General features: G+C 44.8%; 25 protein-coding genes. All 25 read left to right on the top strand.

Annotated features, from left to right (window positions below; translation table 11 throughout):
- Positions 1-48: 48 nt before the first annotated feature.
- On the top strand, positions 49-1,482 hold the full coding sequence (eutA, locus tag RWS24_RS00215) for an ethanolamine ammonia-lyase reactivating factor EutA (protein ID WP_002896385.1): 1,434 nt from the start codon (positions 49-51) through the stop codon (positions 1,480-1,482).
- 31 nt (positions 1,483-1,513) lie between these two features.
- Positions 1,514-2,884 (top strand): ethanolamine ammonia-lyase subunit EutB, encoded by a 1,371-nt coding sequence (locus tag RWS24_RS00210; protein WP_002903902.1) that lies wholly within the window; start codon positions 1,514-1,516, stop codon positions 2,882-2,884.
- A 16-nt stretch (positions 2,885-2,900) separates the two neighbouring features.
- Entirely contained in the window at positions 2,901-3,821 is a 921-nt protein-coding gene (gene eutC, locus RWS24_RS00205; protein WP_124764564.1) for an ethanolamine ammonia-lyase subunit EutC, read from the top strand.
- Positions 3,822-3,836: 15 nt separating this feature from the next.
- Positions 3,837-4,490, top strand: a complete 654-nt coding sequence (gene eutL, locus RWS24_RS00200; RefSeq protein WP_009659835.1) for an ethanolamine utilization microcompartment protein EutL — start codon at positions 3,837-3,839, stop codon at positions 4,488-4,490.
- Between the two features lie 15 nt (positions 4,491-4,505).
- Entirely contained in the window at positions 4,506-5,069 is a 564-nt protein-coding gene (locus RWS24_RS00195) for a BMC domain-containing protein (protein ID WP_002901060.1), read from the top strand.
- Positions 5,070-5,075: 6 nt separating this feature from the next.
- A complete protein-coding gene (locus RWS24_RS00190; protein ID WP_002901059.1) occupies positions 5,076-6,554 on the top strand; it encodes an acetaldehyde dehydrogenase (acetylating) in 1,479 nt (492 codons plus the stop codon).
- Positions 6,555-6,588: 34 nt separating this feature from the next.
- Positions 6,589-6,870, top strand: a complete 282-nt coding sequence (pduA, locus tag RWS24_RS00185; protein ID WP_002898203.1) for a propanediol utilization microcompartment protein PduA — start codon at positions 6,589-6,591, stop codon at positions 6,868-6,870.
- A 55-nt stretch (positions 6,871-6,925) separates the two neighbouring features.
- Complete coding sequence (pduA, locus tag RWS24_RS00180; protein ID WP_002896373.1) at positions 6,926-7,201, top strand: propanediol utilization microcompartment protein PduA; 276 nt, start codon at positions 6,926-6,928, stop codon at positions 7,199-7,201.
- Positions 7,202-7,397: 196 nt separating this feature from the next.
- Positions 7,398-8,039, top strand: a complete 642-nt coding sequence (locus RWS24_RS00175; protein WP_314364425.1) for a hypothetical protein — start codon at positions 7,398-7,400, stop codon at positions 8,037-8,039.
- Positions 8,040-8,062: 23 nt separating this feature from the next.
- On the top strand, positions 8,063-8,689 hold the full coding sequence (gene eutD / locus RWS24_RS00170; protein ID WP_002896361.1) for an ethanolamine utilization phosphate acetyltransferase EutD: 627 nt from the start codon (positions 8,063-8,065) through the stop codon (positions 8,687-8,689).
- 31 nt (positions 8,690-8,720) lie between these two features.
- Positions 8,721-9,368, top strand: coding sequence for a hypothetical protein (locus RWS24_RS00165; protein WP_002919539.1), 648 nt, complete (start codon positions 8,721-8,723; stop codon positions 9,366-9,368).
- A gap of 14 nt (positions 9,369-9,382) precedes the next feature.
- Positions 9,383-9,664, top strand: coding sequence for a EutN/CcmL family microcompartment protein (locus tag RWS24_RS00160; RefSeq protein WP_002896356.1), 282 nt, complete (start codon positions 9,383-9,385; stop codon positions 9,662-9,664).
- A gap of 16 nt (positions 9,665-9,680) precedes the next feature.
- On the top strand, positions 9,681-10,775 hold the full coding sequence (locus RWS24_RS00155) for an ethanolamine utilization protein EutH (RefSeq protein ID WP_002896353.1): 1,095 nt from the start codon (positions 9,681-9,683) through the stop codon (positions 10,773-10,775).
- A gap of 17 nt (positions 10,776-10,792) precedes the next feature.
- A complete protein-coding gene (locus tag RWS24_RS00150; RefSeq protein WP_002896350.1) occupies positions 10,793-11,242 on the top strand; it encodes a cupin domain-containing protein in 450 nt (149 codons plus the stop codon).
- A 414-nt stretch (positions 11,243-11,656) separates the two neighbouring features.
- Positions 11,657-12,388 carry a propanediol utilization microcompartment protein PduB gene (gene pduB / locus RWS24_RS00145; protein WP_260425614.1) on the top strand — a complete coding sequence of 244 codons (732 nt, stop codon included), beginning with the start codon at positions 11,657-11,659 and terminating at the stop codon, positions 12,386-12,388.
- A 21-nt stretch (positions 12,389-12,409) separates the two neighbouring features.
- Positions 12,410-14,071 (top strand): propanediol/glycerol family dehydratase large subunit, encoded by a 1,662-nt coding sequence (locus tag RWS24_RS00140; RefSeq protein ID WP_125352178.1) that lies wholly within the window; start codon positions 12,410-12,412, stop codon positions 14,069-14,071.
- Between the two features lie 11 nt (positions 14,072-14,082).
- On the top strand, positions 14,083-14,751 hold the full coding sequence (locus tag RWS24_RS00135) for a propanediol/glycerol family dehydratase medium subunit (RefSeq protein ID WP_004188079.1): 669 nt from the start codon (positions 14,083-14,085) through the stop codon (positions 14,749-14,751).
- 30 nt (positions 14,752-14,781) lie between these two features.
- A complete protein-coding gene (locus tag RWS24_RS00130) occupies positions 14,782-15,297 on the top strand; it encodes a diol dehydratase small subunit (protein WP_314364418.1) in 516 nt (171 codons plus the stop codon).
- 98 nt (positions 15,298-15,395) lie between these two features.
- Entirely contained in the window at positions 15,396-17,252 is a 1,857-nt protein-coding gene (locus tag RWS24_RS00125; RefSeq protein ID WP_314364416.1) for a diol dehydratase reactivase subunit alpha, read from the top strand.
- Entirely contained in the window at positions 17,233-17,613 is a 381-nt protein-coding gene (locus RWS24_RS00120) for a glycerol dehydratase reactivase beta/small subunit family protein (protein ID WP_314364415.1), read from the top strand. The genes RWS24_RS00125 and RWS24_RS00120 overlap by 20 nt, the downstream gene beginning before the upstream one ends.
- Positions 17,614-17,671: 58 nt before the next feature.
- Positions 17,672-18,205, top strand: a complete 534-nt coding sequence (locus RWS24_RS00115; RefSeq protein ID WP_314364412.1) for a heme-binding protein — start codon at positions 17,672-17,674, stop codon at positions 18,203-18,205.
- 184 nt (positions 18,206-18,389) lie between these two features.
- Positions 18,390-19,103 carry an MIP/aquaporin family protein gene (locus RWS24_RS00110; protein ID WP_002898181.1) on the top strand — a complete coding sequence of 238 codons (714 nt, stop codon included), beginning with the start codon at positions 18,390-18,392 and terminating at the stop codon, positions 19,101-19,103.
- 134 nt (positions 19,104-19,237) lie between these two features.
- Positions 19,238-20,437 (top strand): acetate kinase, encoded by a 1,200-nt coding sequence (locus RWS24_RS00105; RefSeq protein WP_314364411.1) that lies wholly within the window; start codon positions 19,238-19,240, stop codon positions 20,435-20,437.
- A gap of 275 nt (positions 20,438-20,712) precedes the next feature.
- Complete coding sequence (secA, locus tag RWS24_RS00100) at positions 20,713-23,232, top strand: preprotein translocase subunit SecA (RefSeq protein WP_314364409.1); 2,520 nt, start codon at positions 20,713-20,715, stop codon at positions 23,230-23,232.
- Positions 23,233-23,252: 20 nt separating this feature from the next.
- Positions 23,253-24,284: a 3-deoxy-7-phosphoheptulonate synthase gene (locus RWS24_RS00095; protein WP_314364406.1), complete on the top strand. Its 1,032-nt coding sequence runs from the start codon at positions 23,253-23,255 to the stop codon at positions 24,282-24,284.
- The last annotated feature ends 1 nt before the right edge of the window (position 24,285 follow it).

Here is a 24,285-nt window from a genome sequence, read left to right as displayed (position 1 = left end):
TCTGTTTGTTTGCATTGCTTTGAGCGTCTTTTTTTGGAGGTTTTTAGTATGTCAGATAAAATTTTGAGTGTGGGGCTCGATATCGGGACAGCCACTACACAGCTGATCTTGTCAGAGCTTACCATCGAGAATATTGCTTCTGTGTTTACTATTCCTCGTGTCTATATTACAGATAAAAAAGTTCTTTATAAAAGTGAAATTATCTTCACACCAATTTCAGATCAACTTTTGATCGAGGTGGATAAGATCAAAAACTTTGTCCTGAATGAGTATGCGAAAGCAGGCATTCAGAAAAAAGACATTCAGATGGGAGCAGTCATCATTACTGGTGAGACGGCTCGCAAGGAAAATGCCAGCCAGGTGCTCCAAGCACTGAGTGGTTATGCTGGTGACTTTGTCGTTGCGACGGCTGGTCCAGACCTTGAGAGTATCATCGCGGGTAAAGGGGCCTGCAGTCATCAGTATTCTCAAGAGCATCATACATCAGTTGTCAATATTGATATTGGTGGGGGGACTTCCAATCTGGCAGCCTTCCGAGAAGGAGATGTGATTGATACAGGATGTTTTGATATCGGAGGTCGGCTGATAAAAATCGATCCGCAGACCCAGCGGATTAGCTATATTGCTCCAAAACTGCAAACGATCATTGCAGAGCAGGGGCTTCAGCTGGCAGTTGGTGAAACGGTCCATCGGGCTGATTTGGATCGGTTGATTCAAGAAATGGTCTCCGTATTAGAACAGTCTGTAGGAATTGACAATCACAGTCCTTACTATGAGCTCCTACAGACCAACCACGGTCTCAAGTTGAACTATGATCTCCACTGCGTATCTTTCTCTGGTGGTGTAGCTGATGGAATATACTTGGAAACGACCTCGGCGGATGATTTCCGCTATGGGGATATCGGTATCCTGCTTGGCAGGGCGCTGAGAAAGTCCAAGATTTTTGAACAAAAGAAGGTCATCCAGTCAGCTGAGACCATTCGGGCAACCGTTGTTGGAGCCGGCAGCCATACGACCGATGTCAGCGGCAGTACCATTACCTACATCTCTGATATCCTTCCTATTAAAAACATTCCAGTTCTCAAACTGGCAGCTTCTGATGAGCATGAGGATAAGGAGGGGCTGCAGCAAATTATCAAGGACAAGGTAGCCTGGTTCACACTGGAAAATGAAGTCCAGCAGGTGGCTTTGGCAATCAATGGAGAAAAAAGCCCAAGCTTCGCCCGGGTTTTGGAATACGCAGAGGCTATTGTCAGTGGAATGAGCGAAAGCATTGAAAAGAAAATTCCACTGCTAGTAGTGGTCAGAGAAGATATGGCCAAGGTTCTAGGTCAATGTCTCTTTGCTCAGTTGCCTAAGGATTATCCATTTGTCTGCATTGACTCAGTGGATGTTCAAAATGGCGACTATATCGATATTGGTAATCCAGTCATTGAGGGATCGGTCCTACCAATTGTCGTGAAAACATTGGTGTTTAATTAAACTTTTATTTACAATAAGGAGGAAGTAATCCATGATTTTGAAAACAAAATTGTTTGGTCGGCTTTACGAATTTAAATCCGTAAAAGAAGTGCTGGCCAAAGCCAATGAGTACAAATCAGGGGATCAGCTAGCGGGAGTAGCAGCAGAATCTGCCGAAGAGCGCGTTGCTGCTAAGGTTGTACTAGCTCAGCTGAAATTATCTGATTTGTTCAATAATCCAGTAGTTCCTTATGAAGAAGATGAGGTAACACGGATTATCATCGACGACGTCAATCTTCGTACTTACGAAAAGATTAAGAATTGGACAGTAGAAGAGCTGCGTGAATGGATCTTGGATAACAAGACTAAGAACGTAGACATTCAGTGGCTGTCTCGTGGGTTGACTTCTGAAATGGTAGCAGCGGTTGCTAAGTTGATGACCAACTTGGACTTGATTGTAGCTGCCAATAAGATTGTCATTACCAAACATGCCAATACAACGATTGGTATGCCGGGAACCTTCTCTTCTCGTCTTCAACCAAACCATACCACAGATGATCCAGACGGTATCATGGCTTCTACTATGGAAGGTTTTGCTTATGGATGTGGGGATGCTCTCTTAGGATTGAACCCAGTAGATGACTCAGTAGAAAGTACCAAACGCGTCTTGCATAAGTTTAACGACTTCATCGAAGAGTACAAGATTCCAACTCAGCACTGTGTGCTAGCTCACGTTACTACTCAGATTGAAGCCATGAATCAAGGTGCTCCAACAGGATTGGTCTTCCAGTCTATCGCTGGATCTGAAAAAGGAAATGAAGCCTTTGGTTTTGATGCTAAAATCATTCAAGAAGCTTGGGATACAGCTCTGAAAGTGGGAACAGCTGCTGGACCGAATGTCATGTACTTTGAAACAGGTCAAGGTTCTGAACTTTCATCTGATGCTCACCATGGAGCAGACCAAGTGACTATGGAAGCTCGTTGTTATGGTTTCGCTAAACGCTTCGATCCATTCTTAGTAAATACCGTTGTTGGATTCATCGGACCTGAATATCTTTACGATTCTAAGCAGGTTATCCGCGCTGGTTTGGAAGACCACTTCATGGGCAAACTGACTGGTATCTCAATGGGTTGTGATATCTGCTACACTAACCACATGAAGGCTGACCAAAACGATGCTGAAAATCTCTTGGTTCTTCTTGGAGCAGCTAATGTTAACTACATCATGGCGATTCCTCATGGTGACGATATCATGCTTAACTATCAAACAACTGGTTACCATGAAACAGCAACCATGCGTTCACTTCTCAATAAACGTCCGATCAAGGAATTTGAAGAGTGGATGGAAAAAATGGGCTTGATGGAAGATGGTCACCTGACAGAAATCGGCGGAGACGGCTCCATCTTTATGAAATCAAATTAGCAAGGAGGAAATCATTGTGGATGAATTGCAATTAAAAGAAATGATTCGCTCATTGTTAAATGAGATGGGCGGCGACTCAGCTGTTAAAGAAACAGCAGCGACTGACCAGAACAAAGCTGAAAAACCTGCGGTTTCTCTGCAGGAAGAAGTCAAACAAGACACTTCAGTGATTGAAGATGGCATCATTCCGGATATAACGGAAGTAGATATTCAGGAGCAGTTCTTGGTTCCGAATGCCATCAATGAAGAAGCTTACCGGAAGATTAAGAAATTTACTCCGGCACGTCTGGGCTTATGGCGGGCAGGTGATCGCTACAAGACACAAAGTGTTTTGCGTTTCCGTGCAGACCATGCGGCAGCTCAGGATGCAGTCTTTTCCTATGTCTCAGATGACTTTATCAAGGAAATGGGCTTCATTCCTGTACAGACCAAGGCAGCAACTAAGGATGAGTACTTGACACGTCCAGATTTTGGCCGGGTCTTCCCTGAAGATCAGCAGGCGATTATCAAGGAAAAATGCAAACCTAATGCCAAAGTTCAGATTGTCGTTGGTGATGGTCTTAGCTCATCAGCTATCGAGGCTAACGTCAAAGACTTCCTGCCAGCTCTGAAGCAAGGTCTGAAAATGTTCGGACTGGACTTTGGTGAAGTACTCTTTATCAAGCATGCTCGGGTTGCAGCTATGGACCAAATCGCAGAACTGACTGGAGCAGAAGTTATCTGTATGCTGGTCGGTGAGCGTCCAGGTCTGGTAACAGCTGAGTCTATGAGTGCTTATCTGGCTTACAAGCCAACAGTTGGTATGCCAGAAGCGAAACGGACCGTTGTTTCCAATATTCATAAAGGCGGAACACCAGCCGTTGAAGCTGGAGCCTATGTAGCAGAAATCATTAAGAAGATTCTTGATAATAAGAAATCAGGAATTGATTTGAAATAATAGGAGGTAGTGGCTTTGAAAAATGATCGATTAGGTGCAAATGTATTAAGTGCCCTTCTGATTTCAAACGTGGATGCAGGTTTGGCAGCTTCTTTGGAGCTGAAACCACATCACAGAAGCCTGGGAATTATCACTTCTGACTGTGATGATGTCACTTATGTAGCCTTGGATGAAGCAACCAAGGCAGCAGATGTCGAAGTGGTCTATGCTCGCAGTATGTATGCTGGTGCAGGCAACGCTTCAACTAAGCTGGCTGGTGAAGTCATCGGTATCTTGGCTGGTCCAAACCCAGAAGAAGTTCGCAGCGGTCTGGATGTAGCAGTCTATGAAATCGAAAATGGGGCTAGCTTTTACAGTGCCAATGATGATGACAGTATTCCTTATTTTGCTCATTGTATCTCTCGTGCAGGTTCTTACCTGTCAGAGGGGGCTAATGCAGAAGAAGGAACAGCGATTGCTTACTTGATTGCTCCACCGGGTGAAGCTATGGTGGCACTGGATGCGGCTTTGAAAGCGGCAGATGTGCAGGTTGGAGCCTTCTACGGACCACCAAGTGAAACCAACTTTGCCGGCGGACTTCTGGTCGGATCACAGTCAGCATGCCGAGCTGCCTGCGACGCATTTGCGAATGCAGTTATCGCAGTAGCAAATGATCCTAAAAGTTATTGATTAGGAGTTGATTAAATGGCAGATAGAGCACTAGGTTTAATTGAAGTAAAAGGTTATCTAGGTGCTGTAGTTGCGGCAGATGCGGCTTTGAAGGCTGCCAATGTATCATTGCTTAATATTGAAACGGTCAAAGCTGGTTTGAACACAGTTCAATTAATAGGCGATGTCAGTGCAGTCCGCTCAGCGGTTGATGCAGCAGTTGAGTTGGTACAGGATAAACCTTACTATCTGGCCAGCCATGTAATTTCTAGGCTGGATAATCAGACAGACCTTCTCTTTGTACCAAAGAGAAACAGTAAAACAGTTAAAAAAGAGATTGCTTCTACGGCGGAAACAATCCCTTCAGAAAAAATCGAAGAAAAGCCTCAGCCTGTAAAGGAAACTAAGGCTGAACCAGCAGAGAAGCTTGAAGGAGAGACAAGGACCTACACCAGAGAAGAACTGGAAAAACTAAAAGTCGTCGAACTACGCAGCCTTGCCTATCATCAAGAAGGTATCCGTCTCAGCAAGAAAGAAATCAAATTTGCCAACAAGAAACTTCTCGTTGAGACTTTGATGGAAACAATAGGAGAGGAGTAATTGCGGATGTTTTTAGAAGATAAAGATTTGGTATCGATTCAGGAAGTAAGGAATTTGATTCGGGATGCAAAGAAAGCCCAAGCAGAACTTGCTAAAATGAGCCAAGAGCAAATTGATACCATTGTAAAAGTAGTAGCGAAAGCTTGTTATGATGAGCGTGAACGCCTAGCGAAGATGGCGGCTCAGGAAACTGGCTTTGGCCGCTGGGAAGACAAGGTATTGAAAAATGCTCTTGCTTCCAAAGGTATTCTTGAAGAAATCAAGGATATGAAAACGGTTGGGGTTCTCAGCGAAGACAAGGAAAAGAAAGTCTTGGAAGTTGGAGTTCCAGTTGGTGTCATTGCTGGCTTGATTCCATCAACCAACCCGACCTCAACGGTCATGTATAAAGCATTGATTGCTTTGAAGGCAGGAAACAGTATCGTCTTCTCTCCTCACCCAAACGCTCTTAAGTGTATTGAGGAAACAGTGGAAATCATCAAGAAAGCTGCTAAGTCAGCTGGATGTCCGGATGGAGCCATCAGTGCGATTCATCGGGTATCCATCGCAGCTACAAATGAGTTGATGCGACACAAGGATACAAATCTGATTTTGGCGACTGGTGGAAATGCCATGGTCAAAGCAGCTTACTCATCTGGTACACCAGCAATCGGTGTAGGTCCTGGTAATGGTCCAGCCTTCATCGAAAGAACAGCAGATGTGCCAAAAGCTGTTCGTCAGATTTTGGATTCTAAAACCTTTGACAATGGTGTGATTTGTGCATCTGAGCAGTCTATCATCGTCGAAGAAGATATGAAGGAAAAGGTTGTAGCAGAGTTCAAGAAACAAGGTGCTTACTTTGTTCCAGCAGAAGATGCTAAGAAACTAGGCTCCTTCATTATCCAGCCGAGTGGTGCGATGAATCCGAAGATGGTTGGTAAAACACCGCAAGTGATTGCTGAGTTAGCTGGTATTTCAGTTCCAGCTGATGCTCGGGTCTTGATTGCAGAAGAAACTGGCGTAGGTAAGCAGTATCCATATTCTATGGAAAAACTGGCTCCAGTCTTGGGCTTCTACACTGTCAAGGACTGGTTGGAAGCTTGTGAGCTGAGCATTAAGATCTTGCATCACGAAGGTGCAGGCCACACTCTTGCTATTCACAGTCAAAATGAAGAAATTATTCGTGAATTTGCACTGAAAAAACCAGTATCTCGTCTGCTGATTAATACGCCAGCAGCTCTAGGTGGTGTCGGTGCAACGACTGGTCTCTTCCCAGCCTTTACTTTGGGTTGTGGAGCTGTGGGTGGCAGCGCGACATCTGATAATGTCAGCCCGCTCAATCTCTTCAATATCCGTCGTGTAGCTTACGGTACATCAGAACTGTCAGACCTGCGACAAGCAGAAAATATGGCAGTGGAAGAACCAAAAGCAGTAGCAGTTGACGGATCAAACGAAGAAGAACTGGTAACCTTGTTGGTTCAACGCGTATTGGAAAAACTAAAATAGTCAATATTAAACATTATAATTGGAGGATACAATCATGGCAAACGCAAATGCATTAGGAATGGTAGAAACAAGAGGACTTGTCGGCGCAATCGAAGCAGCTGATGCAATGGTCAAAGCCGCTAACGTAACTTTGGTTGGTAAAGAACAAGTCGGCGCTGGATTGGTAACAGTCTTGGTTCGTGGTGATGTCGGTGCAGTCAAAGCAGCGACAGATGCTGGAGCAGCTGCAGCTGAAAACGTTGGTGAATTGATTTCAGTTCACGTAATCCCACGTCCACACGCAGAAGTAGAAGTAATCTTGCCTCATCAAGAATAAGATTACAGACTTTCGGATAAAATTAAAAACAAGAAAATAATTGGAGGAAATAAACATGGCAAACGCAAATGCATTAGGAATGGTAGAAACAAAAGGACTCGTCGGCGCAATTGAAGCAGCTGATGCAATGGTCAAAGCCGCTAACGTAACTTTGATTGGTAAAGAACAAGTCGGTGCTGGTTTGGTAACTGTAATGGTTCGTGGTGATGTCGGCGCAGTCAAAGCAGCGACAGATGCTGGAGCAGCTGCAGCTGAAAATGTTGGTGAATTGATTTCGGTTCACGTAATTCCACGTCCACATGCTGAAGTGGAAGTCATTCTGCCCAAATAATCTGGGACAGATAAATATTTGCTGAAAGGGCCTGTATTGTAGTGTTCAGGCTTGATACAGGCCTCTGATGCAAATAGAATACTCAGTGAAAATGAAGCTTATGGGCAGCAGCTCGATACTAGACAGAAATGTTGATTTTCGGAGAGTATCAGATTGATTTTCACAGAGTATCAACGGAGTAGAAGGATGTGAATACATGTCAGTTTTTACAGAAGCTAAGATCAGAAAGCTTTATAGAGAATCCGTTCTCGCTGATAACGGTGTCTTTGAATTAAACAAAGATGAAAAACTGACGCCAGCAGCCAGAGGTTTTCTCAATGATCACCATATTCGAATTATTTCTTCAGGTCAGACCAAAGGGAAAACAGCCTCAGCTGCTGATGCTATCAGGGTGCCGATTACAAACCTTGAGGACTCTGCTGTGTATCCACGACTATTTAGACTGACTAAACTTTATACTTGCTTTTTGAAGAACCAGAGAGAATTGCATCAGGCTTTTCAGGATGAAAAGTGTGAGCAAGTTGGCCAACTATTGAACATAGTAGAACAAATCGTTGGTCAGCATATTCTGGATGATATTTCTGATTACCAGACAGACCTGCCTAGCAATGCAGAATTGCAGGCCATTCGGGTCAGTCGACAGCTCGATCAAGAAACGGTTATGATGAGTTATCAAGAGCCGACTTGGCAGCTGAATTGCTATGAAACATATATCGAAACGACCCGCCTGCGCAAAGAATTGGAGCAGGCTGCTGATGGTGACAGAGATCAATTTGCTTGTAAGGTTTCTCAATTATTAAAATCAATTGAAGTCTTGCTCTGGTTGATAGCAAGCTAATAACAAGAGAAAGAAGAACAGCAATGACTTTAGAAAATTTGGTAAATAAAGTAATTGATAAAGTTCAGGAAGAATTGCAGGGGTCATTTGAGGTAGAAGCGAGCGGACGTCATGTCCATTTGAGTCAGGAAGATTTGGAAGCCTTGTTTGGTCCCAACTATCAATTAACAAAAGCAAAAGACCTATCACAGCCAGGCCAGTTCGCTAGTCAAGAAAGACTGACAGTTGTCGGTCCAAAAGGCGCTTTTCACAATGTGGTTATTCTGGGACCTGTTCGCAAACATTCTCAGGTAGAAGTTTCCCTGACCGATTGTTTGCAGCTGGGCACCAAGGCTCCCATTCGCGAAAGTGGTGATATCGAAGGAACACCGGGTGTCATCTTGGCTCATGGGGACAAGGCAGTTTGTCTGGATAAGGGCCTGATTGTAGCTAAGCGTCATGTTCATATGACACCGGAAGATGCCGAACGTCTGAATGTAAAAAATCACGAGATTGTACAAGTCAGAGTAGAAGGTGCTCGTCCGCTGATTTTTGATGATGTGGTCATCCGTGTTAGTCCCAAGTTTGCGACCTATATGCATATTGACTACGATGAAGCCAATGCTTGTGGTTTCAAAAAAGGAACACGCGGACGGATTATTAAAAAATAAGTCCTATGAGCAAATAAAAGGTAGGTAAAGAATGGAAAATCTAGATCATTTGGTAGATTTGATTACAGACCGCCTGATGGAAAAGTTGAAGAAAAAGCCTCAGAAACCCTCAGTATACGTCATTGGAGGCGATAAGATTCCTGACTTATTAGAAGGGGAAGGCTTTCAAGTCGTAAAAGATTCTTGCACAGCAGAGATTGTTGTTGTTGAGTCACTTGGTTTTGATGCTTTTCTGAGACTCTCATCCCTTTGCCCTTTAGCGGTGGAGGAAGCAGTCATTTTAAAGAGTCTTTTGAAAGGCAAAAAAGTCCTCGTATCAGACAACGCCTTTGCTATTCAACAGTACAAGCAATCTTCTAAAGTGCACTTGTATCAGGAACTGCAGGGACAGCGAGAAAAGCTGATTCGCTACGGTCTGCAATTTTATAAAGAAGGCCAACTCTTAGCACTCCTAGAAAGCAATCAAGCTGAAGAGCCTCGTCCGGAAGTGAAACGGGTGGTGGCAGAAGAAGTCAGCCCGAAGACTAAGGCGCCAGGAAAGCCGGTTTTGCTGACAGAGAAGAGGCTGAGAGAGATGGGCTTACCTGAAAGCGGAAGCTTTAAAATAGAAAAAGGAATGATTGTGACAGCCTTGGCGAGAGATTATCTAAAACGTCAAAAAATAGAAATCATAGAATAAAGGAGTGGGTAGAGATGTTTGTTGGTAAAGTAAAAGGAAGCCTTTGGGCGACTAGAAAAGACGAAAATTTAAATGGTTTGAAATTTTTAGTGGTCGAACGGCAGCTAAATGAACATCAAAGTGACCCAGCTCTGCTTATTGTGGCCGACTGCATCGGTGCAGGCGAAGGAGACCAAGTAATGGTAACCACTGGCAGTTCTGCTCGGATGAGCCTAAATAAGACGAATATCCCTGTAGATATGGTTGTTGTGGCTATCATTGACAAGGTTGACTATCACAGTGATGAAGAATATTAGAAACTAAGGTAATGTTATGAGTATCAATGAAATTATCATTTATATCATGGTGCTATTCATGCTGATCGGTGCAGTGGATAAATGTATCGGTGGCAAACTAGGACTAAGTGAAAAATTTGAAGAAGGTATAATGGCTATGGGAGCTTTGGCTCTTTCTATGGCTGGGATTATGGTAATCGCTCCCCTCTTGGCGGATGTCTTGAAACCGATTGTCGTGCCTTTGTATGGCTTGGTGGGCGCTGACCCGTCTATCTTTGCGACAACCTTCATTGCCAATGATATGGGAGGGGCTCCTCTGGCTCTCAGTCTGGCTCAGGATCCCGCGGTAGGAAATTTTGCTGCCTTTGTACTGGGCTCTATGATGGGGCCAACCATCGTCTTTACGATTCCAGTTGCCTTGGGTATTATCGAAAAAGATGACCGTCCTCTTTTGGCTCGCGGAATCCTATACGGTTTGGTAACTGTTCCGATTGGCTGTCTCCTCGGAGGAATTTTCGTGCCAGGTCTGCCTTTTGGAACCTTGGTTGTCAATCTTATCCCGATTATCATTGTATCTGCTCTGATTTTCATAGGATTGCTTTTGGCACCTAATGCCATGATTAAAGGTTTTGAAGTGTTTGGTCAGATTATTGTTATCTTGGCAACGCTCGGTTTGGCTTTTGGTGCAGCGCAGCTTCTGACTGGAAATGAATGGCTCATCAGCCTCTATCCAAAAGGTGCTGAGACACTGAAGGAAGCCTTTGAAGTTGTCGGAACGATTGCCGTAACCTTGGCTGGAGCCTTTGGTCTGGTAGCTGTCTTTACCAAGGTAGCCAACAAACCGCTTTCTGCTATCGGAAAATCCCTAGGAATGAACGAAGTTGGTGCAGCTGGTTTGGTAGCTTCTCTGGCTAATAACATTGCCATGTTCCAGATGATGAAGGATATGGACAAACGCGGTAAGATTATTAACGTAGCCTTTGCCGTATCAGCTTCCTTTGTTATCGGAGATCACCTAGGCTTTACAGCCGGTCAAAAACCGGAAATGATTGTGCCGATGATGATTGGTAAATTTGTCGGCGGTATCACAGCGGTATTACTGGCTTTCTTCTTAACGAAGAAGGAAGCTTAGACTTGGAGGTATGAAGTATGGCAGATATTAATCGTTCTGACCTAGAAACATTGGTTCGTAAGATTTTATTGGAAGAATTAGCCACTAAAGATGGTGGGAAGAAGGTCAGCAAGGCAGGCGTAGCTTCTATCGCCCTGCCAGGTCTGGATGTTCGTCCAGAAGATCGCTTGGATACAGGTGATGCGAGCCATCAAGTTTATACGCGAGACTTGCTGACCTTAGATGAAAGCCCAAGATTGGGCTTGGGTCTGATGACCATGGAAAAGACAACTTTCCCTTGGCATCTGGACTATGATGAAGTGGACTATGTTATTGAAGGGCGTCTTGATATTATCGTTGGTGACGAAGTCATGACAGCTGGCCCTGGCGAAGTACTCTTTATCCCTAAAGGCAGCGACATTCAGTTCTCTGTCAGAGATAAGGCCCGCTTTATCTATGTGACTTATCCGGCTGACTGGCAAGGCTAGTTTGTTGGAGAATTGAACTATCAGATTTACTAGAATGGCAGGACAGCGGCCTGCTGTCCTGCCATTCTATAATGATGGAAAATAAAAAAACAGATAGAAGATGAGCAACCCTGCGAAAAGTTTATCATCTGTTATCTGCCTCTGCGATTGTTATTTGTGAAGGGAAAGGCCTGTCAAGTATATTTCCTGTAGGCTTAGCTTGGCATTCCTAAAAAAGTTGGTTAGGCTTTTTTGGAGAACGCGGAAAAATCTTCCTTTTTAAAAAACAACCATACTCATTTTAACAGAAAACCTTAGAATAATCTATTCTTTTGACCCAAAAAAAGTTAAAAAAAGGAATCAGAAAGAGGCGAATAGCTATGGTGTTTCTCTTATCTGATTTTCCTTATTCCCTAAAATTGTAAGCGCTTCAAAATATATGTCAGCGAAAGGAGCTGTCTTATGGAAAACAAATGCAATATTACAGAATTTGTCGGTGTTAATCCGATAGGCGATACAATTGGACTTGTCATTGCCAATGTGGACCAGCAGGTGCTGGATGCTATGAAGCTAGAAAAGAGCTATCGCTCAATTGGTGTAGTCGGTGCTCGTACCGGTGCGGGTCCTCATATCATGGCCGCAGATGAAGCGGTCAAAGCAACCAATACTGAAATTGTTAAAATCGAACTGCCTCGTGATACCAAGGGTGGTGCTGGACACGGAAGTTTGATTATCTTCGGTGGTGAAGATGTATCAGATGTCAGACGAGCTGTAGAAGTAACCTTGAAGGAAGTGGATCGAACCTTTGGTGATGTTTATGCTAATGATGCGGGGCACATTGAACTCCAATATACTGCGCGTGCTAGCTATGCTTGTCAGACTGCCTTTGGTGCTGAATACGGTCGTGCCTTTGGCTTGATTGTCGGAGCACCTGCAGCCATTGGTGTTGTTATGGCGGATACAGCTGTTAAGGCTGCAAACGTTACTGTTGTCGGCTATGCTTCTCCAGGAAATGGTGGCACCAGCCACTCAAACGAAGCTATCCTCTTTATCAGTGGGGATTCTGGAGCAGTTAGACAATCAGTTATCTCAGCGCGTGAAGTTGGACTGGCACTTTTAGGCAGTATGGGTGACGAGCCAACCAACTCACAGCCATCTTACATTTAAGAGTGAGAGGGAGGAAACGGTATGAGATCCAAACGTTTTGAAGTATTAAGCGAACGCCCTATCAACCAAGATGGATTTGTAAAAGAATGGGTCGAAGAAGGTTTAGTGGCTATGGAAAGCCCCAATGATCCTAAGCCCAGTATCAAAATTCAAAATGGGAAAGTGGTTGAGTTAGACGGCAAACCAAAAGAAGAATTTGACCTGATTGACCAGTTCATTGCCAACTACGGGATTGACTTGAGCCGGGCTGAAGAAGTTATTCAGATGGACTCACGAGAGATTGCCAATAAAATATTGACACCGAGTGTACCTCGTACAGAAATCATCAAGCTGACCAAGGCCATGACTCCGGCTAAAATCATTGAAGTAGTCAATCAGATGAATGTCGTGGAAATCATGATGTGTCTGCAAAAGATGCGGACCCGTAAGCAAACAGCTACACAAGCCCACGTTACCAATGTCAATGATAATCCAGTGCAGATTGCAGCAGATGCGGCTGAAGGAGCTCTGCGCGGTTTTGCAGAGCAGGAAACAACGGTTGCCGTAGTGCGTTACGCTCCTTTCAATGCCCTGTCTCTGATGATTGGCTCACAAGTGGGCCGTCCTGGGGTACTGACTCAGTGCTCTTTGGAAGAAGCGACAGAACTAGAATTTGGTATGCGTGGCTTTACAGCCTATGCTGAGACCATCTCTGTTTATGGTACAGAAGATGTCTTCACCGATGGAGATGATACACCTTGGTCCAAGGCCTTTCTGGCTTCCGCCTATGCCTCTCGTGGACTCAAGATGCGCTTCACTTCCGGTACAGGGTCTGAAGTGCAGATGGGACAAGCCGAAGGCAAGTCAATGCTCTATCTGGAAGCTCGCTGTCTCTATGTCACGAAAGCAGCTGGGGTGCAAGGAACACAGAATGGATCAGTAAGCTGTATCGGTATTCCAGCAGCTGTTCCGAGTGGTATTCGGGCAGTCGTTGCTGAAAACTTGATTGCCAGCATGCTGGACTTGGAATGTGCTTCATCAAATGACCAAACCTTTACTCACTCGGACTTACGTCGCTCTGTTCGGACTTTGATGCAGTTTGCGCCAGGTACAGACTTTATCAACTCTGGCTACTCTGCTACGCCAAATTATGACAATATGTTTGCCGGCTCTAACTGGGATGCGGAAGACTTTGACGACTACAATGTCTTGCAACGTGACCTGCGGGTAGACGGTGGTCTTCGTCCTGTACGTGAAGAGGAAGTTGTAAAGGTTCGGAACAAGGCAGCACGCGTTATGCAAGCTCTTTTCAAAGGTTTAGGCCTGCCGCCGATTACCGACGAAGAAGTCGAAGCAGCGACCTATGCTCATGGCTCTAAAGATATGCCAGAGCGGGATAAGGTTGAAGATATCAAGGCTGCTCAAGGTATTCTGGAACGCGGAGTTCAAGGGGCTGATTTGATCAAAGCCTTGGCTAATAATGGCTTCCCTGAAGTTGCCAATGAGCTGCTCAATTTGTTCAAGCAACGTGTAGCAGGGGATTTCCTGCAAACATCTGCTATCTTTGATCGGGATTGGAATGTTATTTCAGCGGTGAATTCACCGAATGACTATGTTGGTGTCGGTACAGGCCATCGTCTGGTCGGCGAAGAATGGGAAAAAGTCAAAGACATTCCTAAAGCGATTGACCCGCGTGATGTATAGGAGGAGCTAAGATGACAGAGATAAATGAAACTTTACTGCGCTCCATTATTGCAGAAGTGATGAAAGAGATGAGCGCCAATACCAACGAAACAGTTGCTGAAACAAGCGAAAAGCCTGTTACAAAGCCTGTGTCCAATGAAAAAGCTGTCATCCGTACAGTTGGTGTGGCTAAACCTAGCCAGTCAACGGATGAAGTCGTTATTGCAGTTGGACCTGCCTTTGGAGAACAGCAGGTGAAGACGATGGTGGACATTCCTCATACGGAAGTACTGCGTCAGCTGGTGGCTGGTATCGAAGAAGAAGGGCTTAAGGCTCGCATTGTCAAGGTCTATCGTTCTTCTGACGTTGCCTTTGTAGCAGTAGAAGGAGACCACTTGTCTGGTTCTGGCATTTCTATCGGTGTTCAGTCTAAGGGAACAACGGTTATTCACCAACGTGATTTGCCACCGCTCAGTAATCTGGAACTCTTCCCGCAGGCACCTTTGTTAACTCCTGAAACCTATCGTTTGATTGGTAAAAATGCTGCTAAGTATGCCAAGGGTGAAACACCAAATCCGGTACCAACCCTTAACGACCAAATGGCTCGTCCTAAGTATCAGGCCTACTCAGCTTTGCTGCATATCAAGGAAACGAAACTGGTTAAAAGAGGAAAACCAGCTGATGAATGTCAGGTGATTTAATGCATATGATGTCTACAAGGAGAAATCAGAATGAGTGAATCAGTAGAAACATTAGTAAAACAAATATTAGCCGAGCTAAGCGATAGCGGCTCAGCTAGTCAAGGAGCAGCCAGTCGTCCGGTCAGTTCTGATGAAGCGACAGCGGCTGATTATCCTATTTCTAAAAAACACCCAGACTGGATAAAGGTTGGTCAGGATAAGAAATTCGAAGATATTACACTGGAAAATATCTTGTCTGGCTATGTGACTGCAGAGGATTTGCGGATTAAGCCGGAGATTTTAATCAAGCAAGGTGAAATTGCTAAGAATGCCGGCCGCGAAGCAATCCAATATAACTTCTCACGAGCTGCGGAACTGACCAAAGTTCCGGATGCGCGTGTGCTGGAAATTTACAATGCCCTGCGCCCTTACCGGTCTTCCAAACAGGAATTATTGGACATTGCCAATGAATTGGAAAACCAATATGGAGCTGTTATCTGTGCGGGCTTTGTCAGAGAAGCAGCTGAAAATTATGAACGCCGCAAGAAGTTGAAAGGCGACAACTAATTCGGTTTTACCAAGGCTATTTTGGGTTAAAAAAAGATTATTATCACTGCTTTTATAACTGCTGCTCAAAATAGCCTAATCTTGGTGGAGGTGAAAATGTGAAACGAATCATTGGAGTAGACATAGGAAATTCTTCGACCGAGTCTGCCTTAGCTGAAGTGCAAGATGATGGAAGCATTCACTTTCTGGCCTCAGCCATTGCGGATACAACAGGCATCAAGGGGACCAAGGAAAATGTCCACGGGATTTATCAATCTTTGAGAAAATTGATGGAGCAAACATCCTTTGAACTGGGACAAGTTGATTTGATTCGGATCAATGAAGCGACGCCTGTTATCGGTGATGTTGCCATGGAAACCATCACAGAGACAGTCATTACAGAGTCTACCATGATTGGTCATAATCCGCGTACTCCAGGCGGTCTGGGTCTGGGGATTGGACTGACAGTGGATATTCTCGATTTGGTTCATCATCCGATTGATGGGAAATACATCGTGGTAGTACCGAAAGTCATTGATTTTGACTTGGTTGCCCAGCTGATCAATGCCTATCTAGCCAAGGGCTATCAGATTACGGCTGCCATTCTGCAGGCGGATGATGGGGTTTTGGTCAACAACCGCATTAGCCAGAAGATTCCAATCGTGGATGAGATTCTCTTTATTGACAAGGTTCCTTTGGGCATGCAAGCTGCTGTTGAAGTGGTAGAGCAGGGGAAGGTAATTTCTCAATTATCCAATCCCTATGGCATTGCGACGGTCTTTGGCTTGAGTGCAGAAGAGACGAAAAGTATCGTTCCCATTGCCCGTGCCCTCATTGGCAACCGCTCGGCTGTCGTGATTAAGACACCGGCAGGTGACGTTCAGGCTCGGACGATTCCAGCAGGCAGTATCCAAATTATCGGTAAGGAGCATACCTTAAAGGTGGATATTTCCAAGGGCGCTGATGAAATTATGGAGAAAATTGTCTACGCCGGCGAGATTAGCAATGTTGTCGGAGAAGCGGGCACCAATGTTGGTGGTATGCTGGAGAAAGTGCGCCAAACCATGGCTGACCTGACCGAGAAAGAGCCTTCCGACATTTATATCCGTGACTTACTAGCCGTCAATACTTTTGCTCCGATTTCTGTGCGCGGTGGTGTGGCTGGAGAATTTTCTATGGAGCAGGCTGTCGGCATCGCCTCTATGGTAAATTCTGACAAGCTACAAATGTCCATCATTGCCCAAGAAGTCGAACGTGAGCTGGGTATCACTGTAGAAATCGGCGGAGCAGAAGCTGAATCAGCTATCCTCGGAGCCCTGACTACACCAGGGACGGATCGCCCCTTAGCTATTTTGGACTTGGGAGCAGGCTCGACAGATGCTTCCATTATTGATAGCAGGGGTCAAATCTTGGCCGTCCATCTAGCTGGTGCCGGTGATATGGTAACCATGCTGATCAATTCGGAGTTGGGACTGGAAAATCATCATCTGGCAGAGGACATCAAACGATATCCTCTGGCTAAGGTAGAAAGTCTTTTCCATATCCGGCATGAAGACGGCACTGTTCAATTTTTTGATAAGCCGCTGTCTGGAGAGTTATTTGCCAGAGTTGTCATCGTTAAGGAAAATGATGAATTTGTTCCTATTGATGACGGAGACTATTCTATCGAGAAAATCAAACTTGTTCGGCAGTCTGCCAAGGAAAGAGTCTTTGTTACCAATGCAGTTCGGGCTCTCAAGCGTGTCAGTCCTACTCAGAATATTCGAGACATTCCTTTCGTTGTCATCGTAGGCGGCTCAGCTTTGGACTTTGAAATACCTCAGCTAGTGACCGAAGCCCTCTCTCAGCATGCCATTGTAGCTGGTCGAGGCAATGTACGTGGCTTGGTGGGACCTCGAAATGCAGTAGCGACCGGACTGATTTTGACCTATGTCAGAGAGAAATGGGGGGCCGGCTATGGAATTAGCTTATACTAGAAAGCCCACCATTAGGCTTATAGCTACGGACAATGCTCCTGCGGATAAGGTGGCACAAATCGGCTACGGTATCGAAGAGGAAGGTATTCCTTTTAGCTTGGTCAGCCCAGATGAAGTTAGCGATTCTGTATCACTAGCGCATGTGGCTGCAACTCAATCCCAGCTTTTAGTAGGGATTGCCTGTGACGGGCGAGACGCAGTCCTCCATTATCGTAACTTGCCACTTGAAAAATTTATCTATCGTATCAAAGATTATTCCGCTATACCAGACCACGTCTTGCGCCTATTTGGCTCAAATGCAGCGCGTTTGGTCAAGGGAGTCCCGTTTAAAAAATCTGATCTGTTAGAAGCATCTTTTTGACTTGTTCCGATCGATTCAAAAAGATGTCTGTATCAACTACTGAAAAGAGGTGAAATGGATGGCTAGAGATAGAGAGAAAGACGAGCTCAGCAGTCAAGAACTATCAAGCTGGGGAGGAGACTCAGAATTGCAGGACAGCATTATTCAAAAAGTCCTTGCCAGATGCCAAACCTTACTGGATAAAGAGCCTGTTCTTTTCACAAATATCTATCAGGATGCCTGGGAATTGGTAACAAGGGCCAGACGCAAGGCTGAAGAGCTGGGACTAGCCGTCGTGATAACGGTGGTTGATCCAGCAGCACAAGTTGTGATGACCTATCGTATGGAAAATGCCTTGTTAGTGAGTAACGATATGGCTTATAAGAAAGCTTACACAGCTGTCGGAATGAGAATGCAGTCCAAGGATTTAGCACCTTTAACTCAGCCTGGCCAATGGCTCTACCAGCTGGAAACGATGACTGACAATAAGGTCGTTAGTTTAGCAGGTGGCATTCCTATTTATTGCCAGTCAGAAATGATTGGCGGTATCGGCGTCAGCGGAGGAAGTTCTGAAGAAGACCAGTCCATTGCTGAGTATGCTGTAGGTCTGTAGAGAAGCAAGCTAATTAAATAATATCAGAGGAGAGAATACCGCTTGCAATCCATGCTTTGGAGCTAGGGATTTTCTCCTATTTTACGAGCATATTTCTCTTATACTTTCTTAGACTCTCTATTGCGCTGTAGAAGCAATAGAGAGGAGAGAGTATAAAATATTTCGAAATGAAGGAGTATGGAGTATGGAAAAATATCTAGGTGAATTTTTAGGCACCATGGTTCTGATGGTTTTTGGGAATGGAATCGGAGCGTCTATCAGTCTTAATAAGAGTCTCGCAAAAGGTTTCTCTCCCAACTGGTTTACCGTTGTATTTGGCTGGGGCTTGGCAGTGACCTTGGGTGTCTATACGGCAGGATTTTACAATACAGGCGGTCACCTTAACCCAGCTGTCACTATTGCCTTTGCGGTGGGTGGCATCTTCCCTTGGGAGCAAGTGGTGGGCTATATCATCGCTCAGATTCTAGGGGCTTTTGTCGGAGCGTCTATTGTAGTGCTCTTCTATTATCCCCATTTCAAAGAAACCAAGGCGGAAGAAGGCAACTCAGTTGGCGTATTTGCTACTGGACCAGCCATCCAGAATCCAGCATTTAATCTGCTCAGCGAAATCGTTGCGACTTTCTTCTTCATCTTTGCACTTTTGATGATAACACACGGCGAAATCACGCCTGGACTCACTCCACTCTTAGTTGGCTTCCTCATTATGGCTGTCGGCTTGTCTTTGGGTTCGACGACAGGTTTTGCCCTCAACCCAGCCCGGGACTTCGGTCCGCGCCTTGCTTATGCCCTCTTACCAGTTCCGAATAAAGGAGATGCAAACTGGGCTTATGCTTGGGTGCCAATTGTAGGACCGACTATCGGCGCTGTCTTGGCTGTCTTGGCAGTCAATGCAATGTAATATATAAAATAGTAAATAAGCTAGCCAACCATTTGAAGCTAGCTTATTTATCTAACAAGTAGCAATGGAAAGTTTTAGTTTTCAAAAAAACGTTATTTAGAAAAATCACTGTTTTCATTGCTCAGGAGAAAAATATGTCTAAAAAAATTTTTGCGATTAATGCGGGCAGTTCGTCATTAAAATTTCAACTGCTCAGTATGCCTGATGAAAGCCTTTTGGTGAAAGGAATTTTTGAAAAGATTGGCTTAAAGGAAGGCATTTTTAAGATTGAATTTGAAGGTCAAAAAGAGAAGGAGCTGTTGGCTATTCCTTCGCATCAATTTGCTGTGGATTATCTGCTGAACTTTCTTTTGGAGCGGAAGTTGATTGCTTCTCTGGACGAGATAGATGGAGTCGGTCATCGGGTAGCACATGGCGGCGAGTCCTTTGATGATTCTGCTTTGATAGATGAGCGAGTGCTATCCATCATTGAGAAGCTGTCCTTCTTGGCTCCTAGCCATAACCCTGTCAACTTGGTAGGGATTCGAGCTTTCCAAAAGGCGCTGCCGGAGACAGGACAAGTGGCTGTGTTTGATACAGCCTTCCATCAAAGTCTTTCAGAAGCCTATTATCTCTATCCTCTTTCCTGGGATTACTATCATGAATACGGTCTGAGAAAGTATGGTTTCCACGGAACAAGTCACAAGTATATTGCTCAAAAGGTAAAGGAGATTTGGGAAGGCCAAGGAGAAGCTGCAGAGCATTTGAAGATTATCAACTGTCATTTGGGCAATGGTGCTAGTATTTGCGCCATTAAAAATGGTCAGTCTGTCAATACTTCAATGGGCTTTACCCCCTTAGCTGGCCTGATGATGGGCTCCCGCTCAGGTGACATAGATCCCATGATTCTTCCTTTTTTGCTAGAACAAGAAAAATTATCAGCCCAGCAATTAAGCGATGTCCTCAATAAAGAATCCGGTCTGCTGGCTATCTCCCAACTCAGCAATGATTTAAGAGATGTTCTGGAAGCTTGTGACAGAGGCGATGAAAAAGCTAGTCTAGCAGTCAATATGTTTGTCAACCGTATCGCTCAGACCATTGCAAGCTACATCACAGATTTAGATGGTCTGGATGCCTTGGTCTTTACCGCTGGAATCGGAGAGAATTCAGCCTTGATCCGCAGCTTGGTCGTTCAAAAACTCAATTGCTTAGGACTTTCTTTAAATCAGGCAGCTAACGAGCAAGGACAGCTCTTTATTCAAAATTCCCAGTCGCAGGCTAAAATTCTCATCCTTCCAACCAACGAAGAATTGATGATTGCCCAAGATACCATGCGTTTGTTGGATTTTAAGTAGCCAAAAGAGCGGTAGAATGTCCAAGGAGTGCAGGGATAACTTTCTATATTAATAAGAAAAAACCGGTTTATCCTTGTGTTGTTTAGACTCGAAAAGACAGAGTAAGGCCTCTGTTTTTTCTTTTTTAGCTTAGATATCCTGCCATCTCCCAGTTCTGCAAGCACAGTCTGATGGAGCTATTTTGCTTTTTTCATTCTTGAAAGATATAGGAAAACATGCTATAATGAAAAGAACATTCTAAAAATCAGAAAGATTATTATATAGTAAGGAAAAAAATGGCGAATATTTTAAAGACTATCATTGAAAATGATAAAGGTGAATTAAGAAAATTAGAAAAAATGGCTGATAAGGTCTTGGCTTATGAAGACGAAATGGCAGCTTTGTCTGATGAAGAACTTCAGGCAAAAACAGAAGAATTTAAGAAACGCTATGCTGATGGTGAAACTTTAGATCAGCTCTTATTTGAAGCATTTGCAGTTGTCCGTGAAGGAGCTAAGCGAGTGTTGGGTCTTTTCCCTTATAAGGTACAGGTTATGGGAGGAATCGTTCTCCATCATGGTGACGTTCCAGAGATGCGTACCGGTGAAGGAAAAACCTTGACTGCGACGATGCCAGTTTACTTAAATGCCCTTGCAGGTAAAGGAGTGCACGTTGTCACAGTCAACGAATACCTGACTGAGCGTGACGCAACCGAAATGGGTGAGCTCTACTCTTGGCTAGGCCTTTCTGTCGGTATCAATCTGGCCGCTAAGTCTCCATCTGAGAAAAAAGAAGCATATGCTTGCGACATTACCTATTCAACCAATGCTGAAATCGGCTTTGACTACCTGCGTGATAACATGGTAGTTCGAGCTGAAAACATGGTACAGCGCCCGCTCAATTATGCCTTGGTCGATGAGGTGGACTCAATCCTGATTGACGAAGCTCGGACACCATTGATTGTATCCGGACCGGTTTCTTCAGATACCAACCAGCTCTATCATATGGCTGACCACTATGTCAAATCTCTGGATAAGGACGACTACATCATCGATGTTCAGTCTAAGACGATTGGTTTGTCTGACTCAGGTATTGACAAGGCAGAAAACTACTTCAAGCTGGACAATCTCTACGATATTGAAAATGTTGCTCTGACTCACTTTATCGACAATGCTCTGCGAGCTAACTACATTATGCTGCTTGACATTGACTATGTGGTTAGTGAAGATCAGGAAATTCTGATTGTCGATCAGTTTACTGGTCGGACAATGGAAGGCCGCCGTTACTCTGACGGTCTCCACCAAGCGATTGAAGCCAAAGAAGGTGTGCCGATTCAGGAAGAAACAAAAACTTCTGCTTCCATTACTTATCAGAACCTCTTCCGTATGTATAAGAAGCTGTCCGGTATGACAGGTACAGCCAAGACAGAGGAAGAAGAGTTCCGCGAAACATACAACATTCGTGTTATTCCAATTCCAACCAACCGTCCGGTAGCACGTATTGACCATTCTGACCTGCTCTACCCAAGTATTGATTCTAAGTTTAAGGCAGTTGTTCAGGATGTTAAAGAGCGTCATGAAAAAGGCCAGCCTGTTCTGGTTGGTACCGTTGCGGTTGAAACCAGTGATTATATTTCTAAGAAATTGGTAGAAGCTGGGGTTCCTCACGAAGTCCTCAATGCGAAAAACCACTATAAAGAAGCGCAAATCATCATGAACGCCGGTCAACGTGGTGCGGTTACCATTGCGACCAATATGGCCGGACGGGGAACCGACATCAAGTTGGGTGAAGGTGTTCGCGAACTGGGCGGTCTCTGTGTTATCGGTACAGAGCGCCATGAAAGCCGCCGGATTGATAATCAGCTACGCGGACGTTCAGGTCGTCAGGGTGATCCGGGTGAGTCACAGTTCTACCTGTCACTGGAAGATGAGCTGATGCGTCGCTTTGGCTCAGAGCGCATTAAAGCCCTCTTGGATCGGATGAACCTTAGTGACGAAGATTCTGTTATTAAGTCTGGCATGCTGACCCGTCAGGTAGAGGCAGCTCAGAAGCGTGTCGAAGGAAATAACTACGATACGCGGAAACAAGTCTTGCAATATGATGATGTGATGCGTGAGCAGCGGGAAATTATCTATGCTGAGCGCCACGATGTCATTACTGCGGACCGTGACCTCAGTCCTGAAATCCATGCTATGATTAAACGGACTATCAACCGTATCGTTGATGGTAGCAGCCACTCTGATCAGGATGATAAGATTGAAGCAATTTTAAACTTTGCTAAGTATAACTTGGTTTCAGAAGATTCCATTTCTGACAGTGATTTGGAAGGCAAGTCTGATCAAGAAATCAAAGATTATCTGTTTGAACGTGCATTGGAAGTCTACGACAGTCAGATTGCTAAGCTGCGAGACGAAGAAGCTGTACGTGAATTCCAGAAGGTCTTGATTCTGCGCGTGGTGGACAGCAAGTGGACTGACCATATCGACGCCCTTGACCAGCTGCGCAATGCTGTTGGATTGCGCGGTTATGCACAAAATAACCCAGTTGTCGAATATCAAGCAGAAAGCTTCCGTATGTTCAACGACATGATTGGTTCTATTGAGTTTGATGTGACTCGTCTGATGATGAAAGCACAGATTCATGAGCAAGAGCGTCCTCGGACAGAGCGGGCTATCAGTACAACAGCTACCCGCAATATCTCTGCTAAGGCGCCAAATATGCCCGAGAATGTAGACCTGTCCAATGTAAAGAGAAATGACCCTTGTCCATGTGGTTCTGGCAAGAAGTTCAAGAACTGTCACGGCCGTAAAAAGTAAGCATAAAAGAAGGAGAATAGATGACCTTTAAAGCAACTAGTCAACCCATTGATGTGGCAGAAGTTCGCCAACTTGCTAAGCTAGAAGGCGACATGCTCGCTCGCAAGGAAAAGCGTGACCGAGAGTTAGAAGTAATTCTGCGTGGTCAAGATGACCGCATTCTCTTGGTTATCGGTCCCTGCTCTTCAGATAACGAAGAAGCGGTGCTAGAGTATGCCAAGCGTCTATCTGCTCTCCAAGAAGAAGTAAAAGACCGCATTTTCATGGTCATGCGGGTTTATACTGCCAAGCCTCGGACGAACGGAGATGGTTACAAAGGGCTTATTCATCAGCCCAATGCGACTGCCGCTCCTAGTCTGATTAACGGCATCAAGGCAGTCCGCAATCTGCACTATCGGGTTATTTCTGAGACAGGCATGACCACAGCTGATGAGATGCTCTATCCAGAAAATCTGCCTCTGGTAGATGATTTGATTTCTTACATGGCTGTAGGAGCTCGCTCGGTCGAAGACCAGCAGCACCGATTTGTAGCTAGTGGAGCGGATCTTCCGACTGGATTGAAAAATCCGACTTCTGGCAATCTCAATGTCATGTTTAACGGTATCTATGCAGCCCAGAACAAGCAGAGTTTCCTATTCGCTGGTAAGGAAGTCGAAACGTCCGGCAATCCTTTAGCGCATGCCATCTTGCGCGGTGCTCTGAATGAATACGGCAAGAACATTCCCAACTACTATTATGATAATCTGCTGGATACCATTGCCCAGTATGAAAAAATGGGCTTAGAAAATCCCTTTATCATCATTGACACCAATCATGATAACTCTGGTAAGCAGTATCTGGAGCAGGTCCGTATCGTTCGCCAGACTCTGATTAACCGTGACTGGAATGAAAAGATTAAGGCTACAGTACGTGGCTTTATGATTGAGTCTTATCTGGAAGACGGTCGTCAGGACGAGCCAGAAGTCTTTGGCAAGTCCATTACTGACCCTTGTCTGGGTTGGGCAAATACAGAACAGCTGGTTCGTGAAATTTATGATACATTAGGAAAATAGT

Origin of the sequence: uncultured Streptococcus sp. (assembly GCF_963528215.1) — a bacterium.
In the GTDB taxonomy this organism is placed as follows: Bacteria; Bacillota; Bacilli; order Lactobacillales; family Streptococcaceae; genus Streptococcus.
Note: the sequence above shows the minus strand (reverse complement) of the source record. Positions and strands in the feature narration are given on the sequence as shown.

What these genes read in the sequence shown, in the direction of transcription:
- eutA (WP_002896385.1), top strand. Translation starts at nt 49, where the DNA reads ATGTCAGATAAAATTTTGAGTGTGGGGCTCGATATCGGGACAGCCACT.
- RWS24_RS00210 (WP_002903902.1), top strand. Translation starts at nt 1,514, where the DNA reads ATGATTTTGAAAACAAAATTGTTTGGTCGGCTTTACGAATTTAAATCC.
- RWS24_RS00195 (WP_002901060.1), top strand. Translation starts at nt 4,506, where the DNA reads ATGGCAGATAGAGCACTAGGTTTAATTGAAGTAAAAGGTTATCTAGGT.
- RWS24_RS00190 (WP_002901059.1), top strand. Translation starts at nt 5,076, where the DNA reads ATGTTTTTAGAAGATAAAGATTTGGTATCGATTCAGGAAGTAAGGAAT.
- pduA (WP_002898203.1), top strand. Translation starts at nt 6,589, where the DNA reads ATGGCAAACGCAAATGCATTAGGAATGGTAGAAACAAGAGGACTTGTC.
- pduA (WP_002896373.1), top strand. Translation starts at nt 6,926, where the DNA reads ATGGCAAACGCAAATGCATTAGGAATGGTAGAAACAAAAGGACTCGTC.
- RWS24_RS00175 (WP_314364425.1), top strand. Translation starts at nt 7,398, where the DNA reads ATGTCAGTTTTTACAGAAGCTAAGATCAGAAAGCTTTATAGAGAATCC.
- eutD (WP_002896361.1), top strand. Translation starts at nt 8,063, where the DNA reads ATGACTTTAGAAAATTTGGTAAATAAAGTAATTGATAAAGTTCAGGAA.
- RWS24_RS00165 (WP_002919539.1), top strand. Translation starts at nt 8,721, where the DNA reads ATGGAAAATCTAGATCATTTGGTAGATTTGATTACAGACCGCCTGATG.
- RWS24_RS00160 (WP_002896356.1), top strand. Translation starts at nt 9,383, where the DNA reads ATGTTTGTTGGTAAAGTAAAAGGAAGCCTTTGGGCGACTAGAAAAGAC.
- RWS24_RS00155 (WP_002896353.1), top strand. Translation starts at nt 9,681, where the DNA reads ATGAGTATCAATGAAATTATCATTTATATCATGGTGCTATTCATGCTG.
- RWS24_RS00150 (WP_002896350.1), top strand. Translation starts at nt 10,793, where the DNA reads ATGGCAGATATTAATCGTTCTGACCTAGAAACATTGGTTCGTAAGATT.
- RWS24_RS00140 (WP_125352178.1), top strand. Translation starts at nt 12,410, where the DNA reads ATGAGATCCAAACGTTTTGAAGTATTAAGCGAACGCCCTATCAACCAA.
- RWS24_RS00135 (WP_004188079.1), top strand. Translation starts at nt 14,083, where the DNA reads ATGACAGAGATAAATGAAACTTTACTGCGCTCCATTATTGCAGAAGTG.
- RWS24_RS00130 (WP_314364418.1), top strand. Translation starts at nt 14,782, where the DNA reads ATGAGTGAATCAGTAGAAACATTAGTAAAACAAATATTAGCCGAGCTA.
- RWS24_RS00120 (WP_314364415.1), top strand. Translation starts at nt 17,233, where the DNA reads ATGGAATTAGCTTATACTAGAAAGCCCACCATTAGGCTTATAGCTACG.
- RWS24_RS00115 (WP_314364412.1), top strand. Translation starts at nt 17,672, where the DNA reads ATGGCTAGAGATAGAGAGAAAGACGAGCTCAGCAGTCAAGAACTATCA.
- RWS24_RS00110 (WP_002898181.1), top strand. Translation starts at nt 18,390, where the DNA reads ATGGAAAAATATCTAGGTGAATTTTTAGGCACCATGGTTCTGATGGTT.
- RWS24_RS00105 (WP_314364411.1), top strand. Translation starts at nt 19,238, where the DNA reads ATGTCTAAAAAAATTTTTGCGATTAATGCGGGCAGTTCGTCATTAAAA.
- secA (WP_314364409.1), top strand. Translation starts at nt 20,713, where the DNA reads ATGGCGAATATTTTAAAGACTATCATTGAAAATGATAAAGGTGAATTA.
- RWS24_RS00095 (WP_314364406.1), top strand. Translation starts at nt 23,253, where the DNA reads ATGACCTTTAAAGCAACTAGTCAACCCATTGATGTGGCAGAAGTTCGC.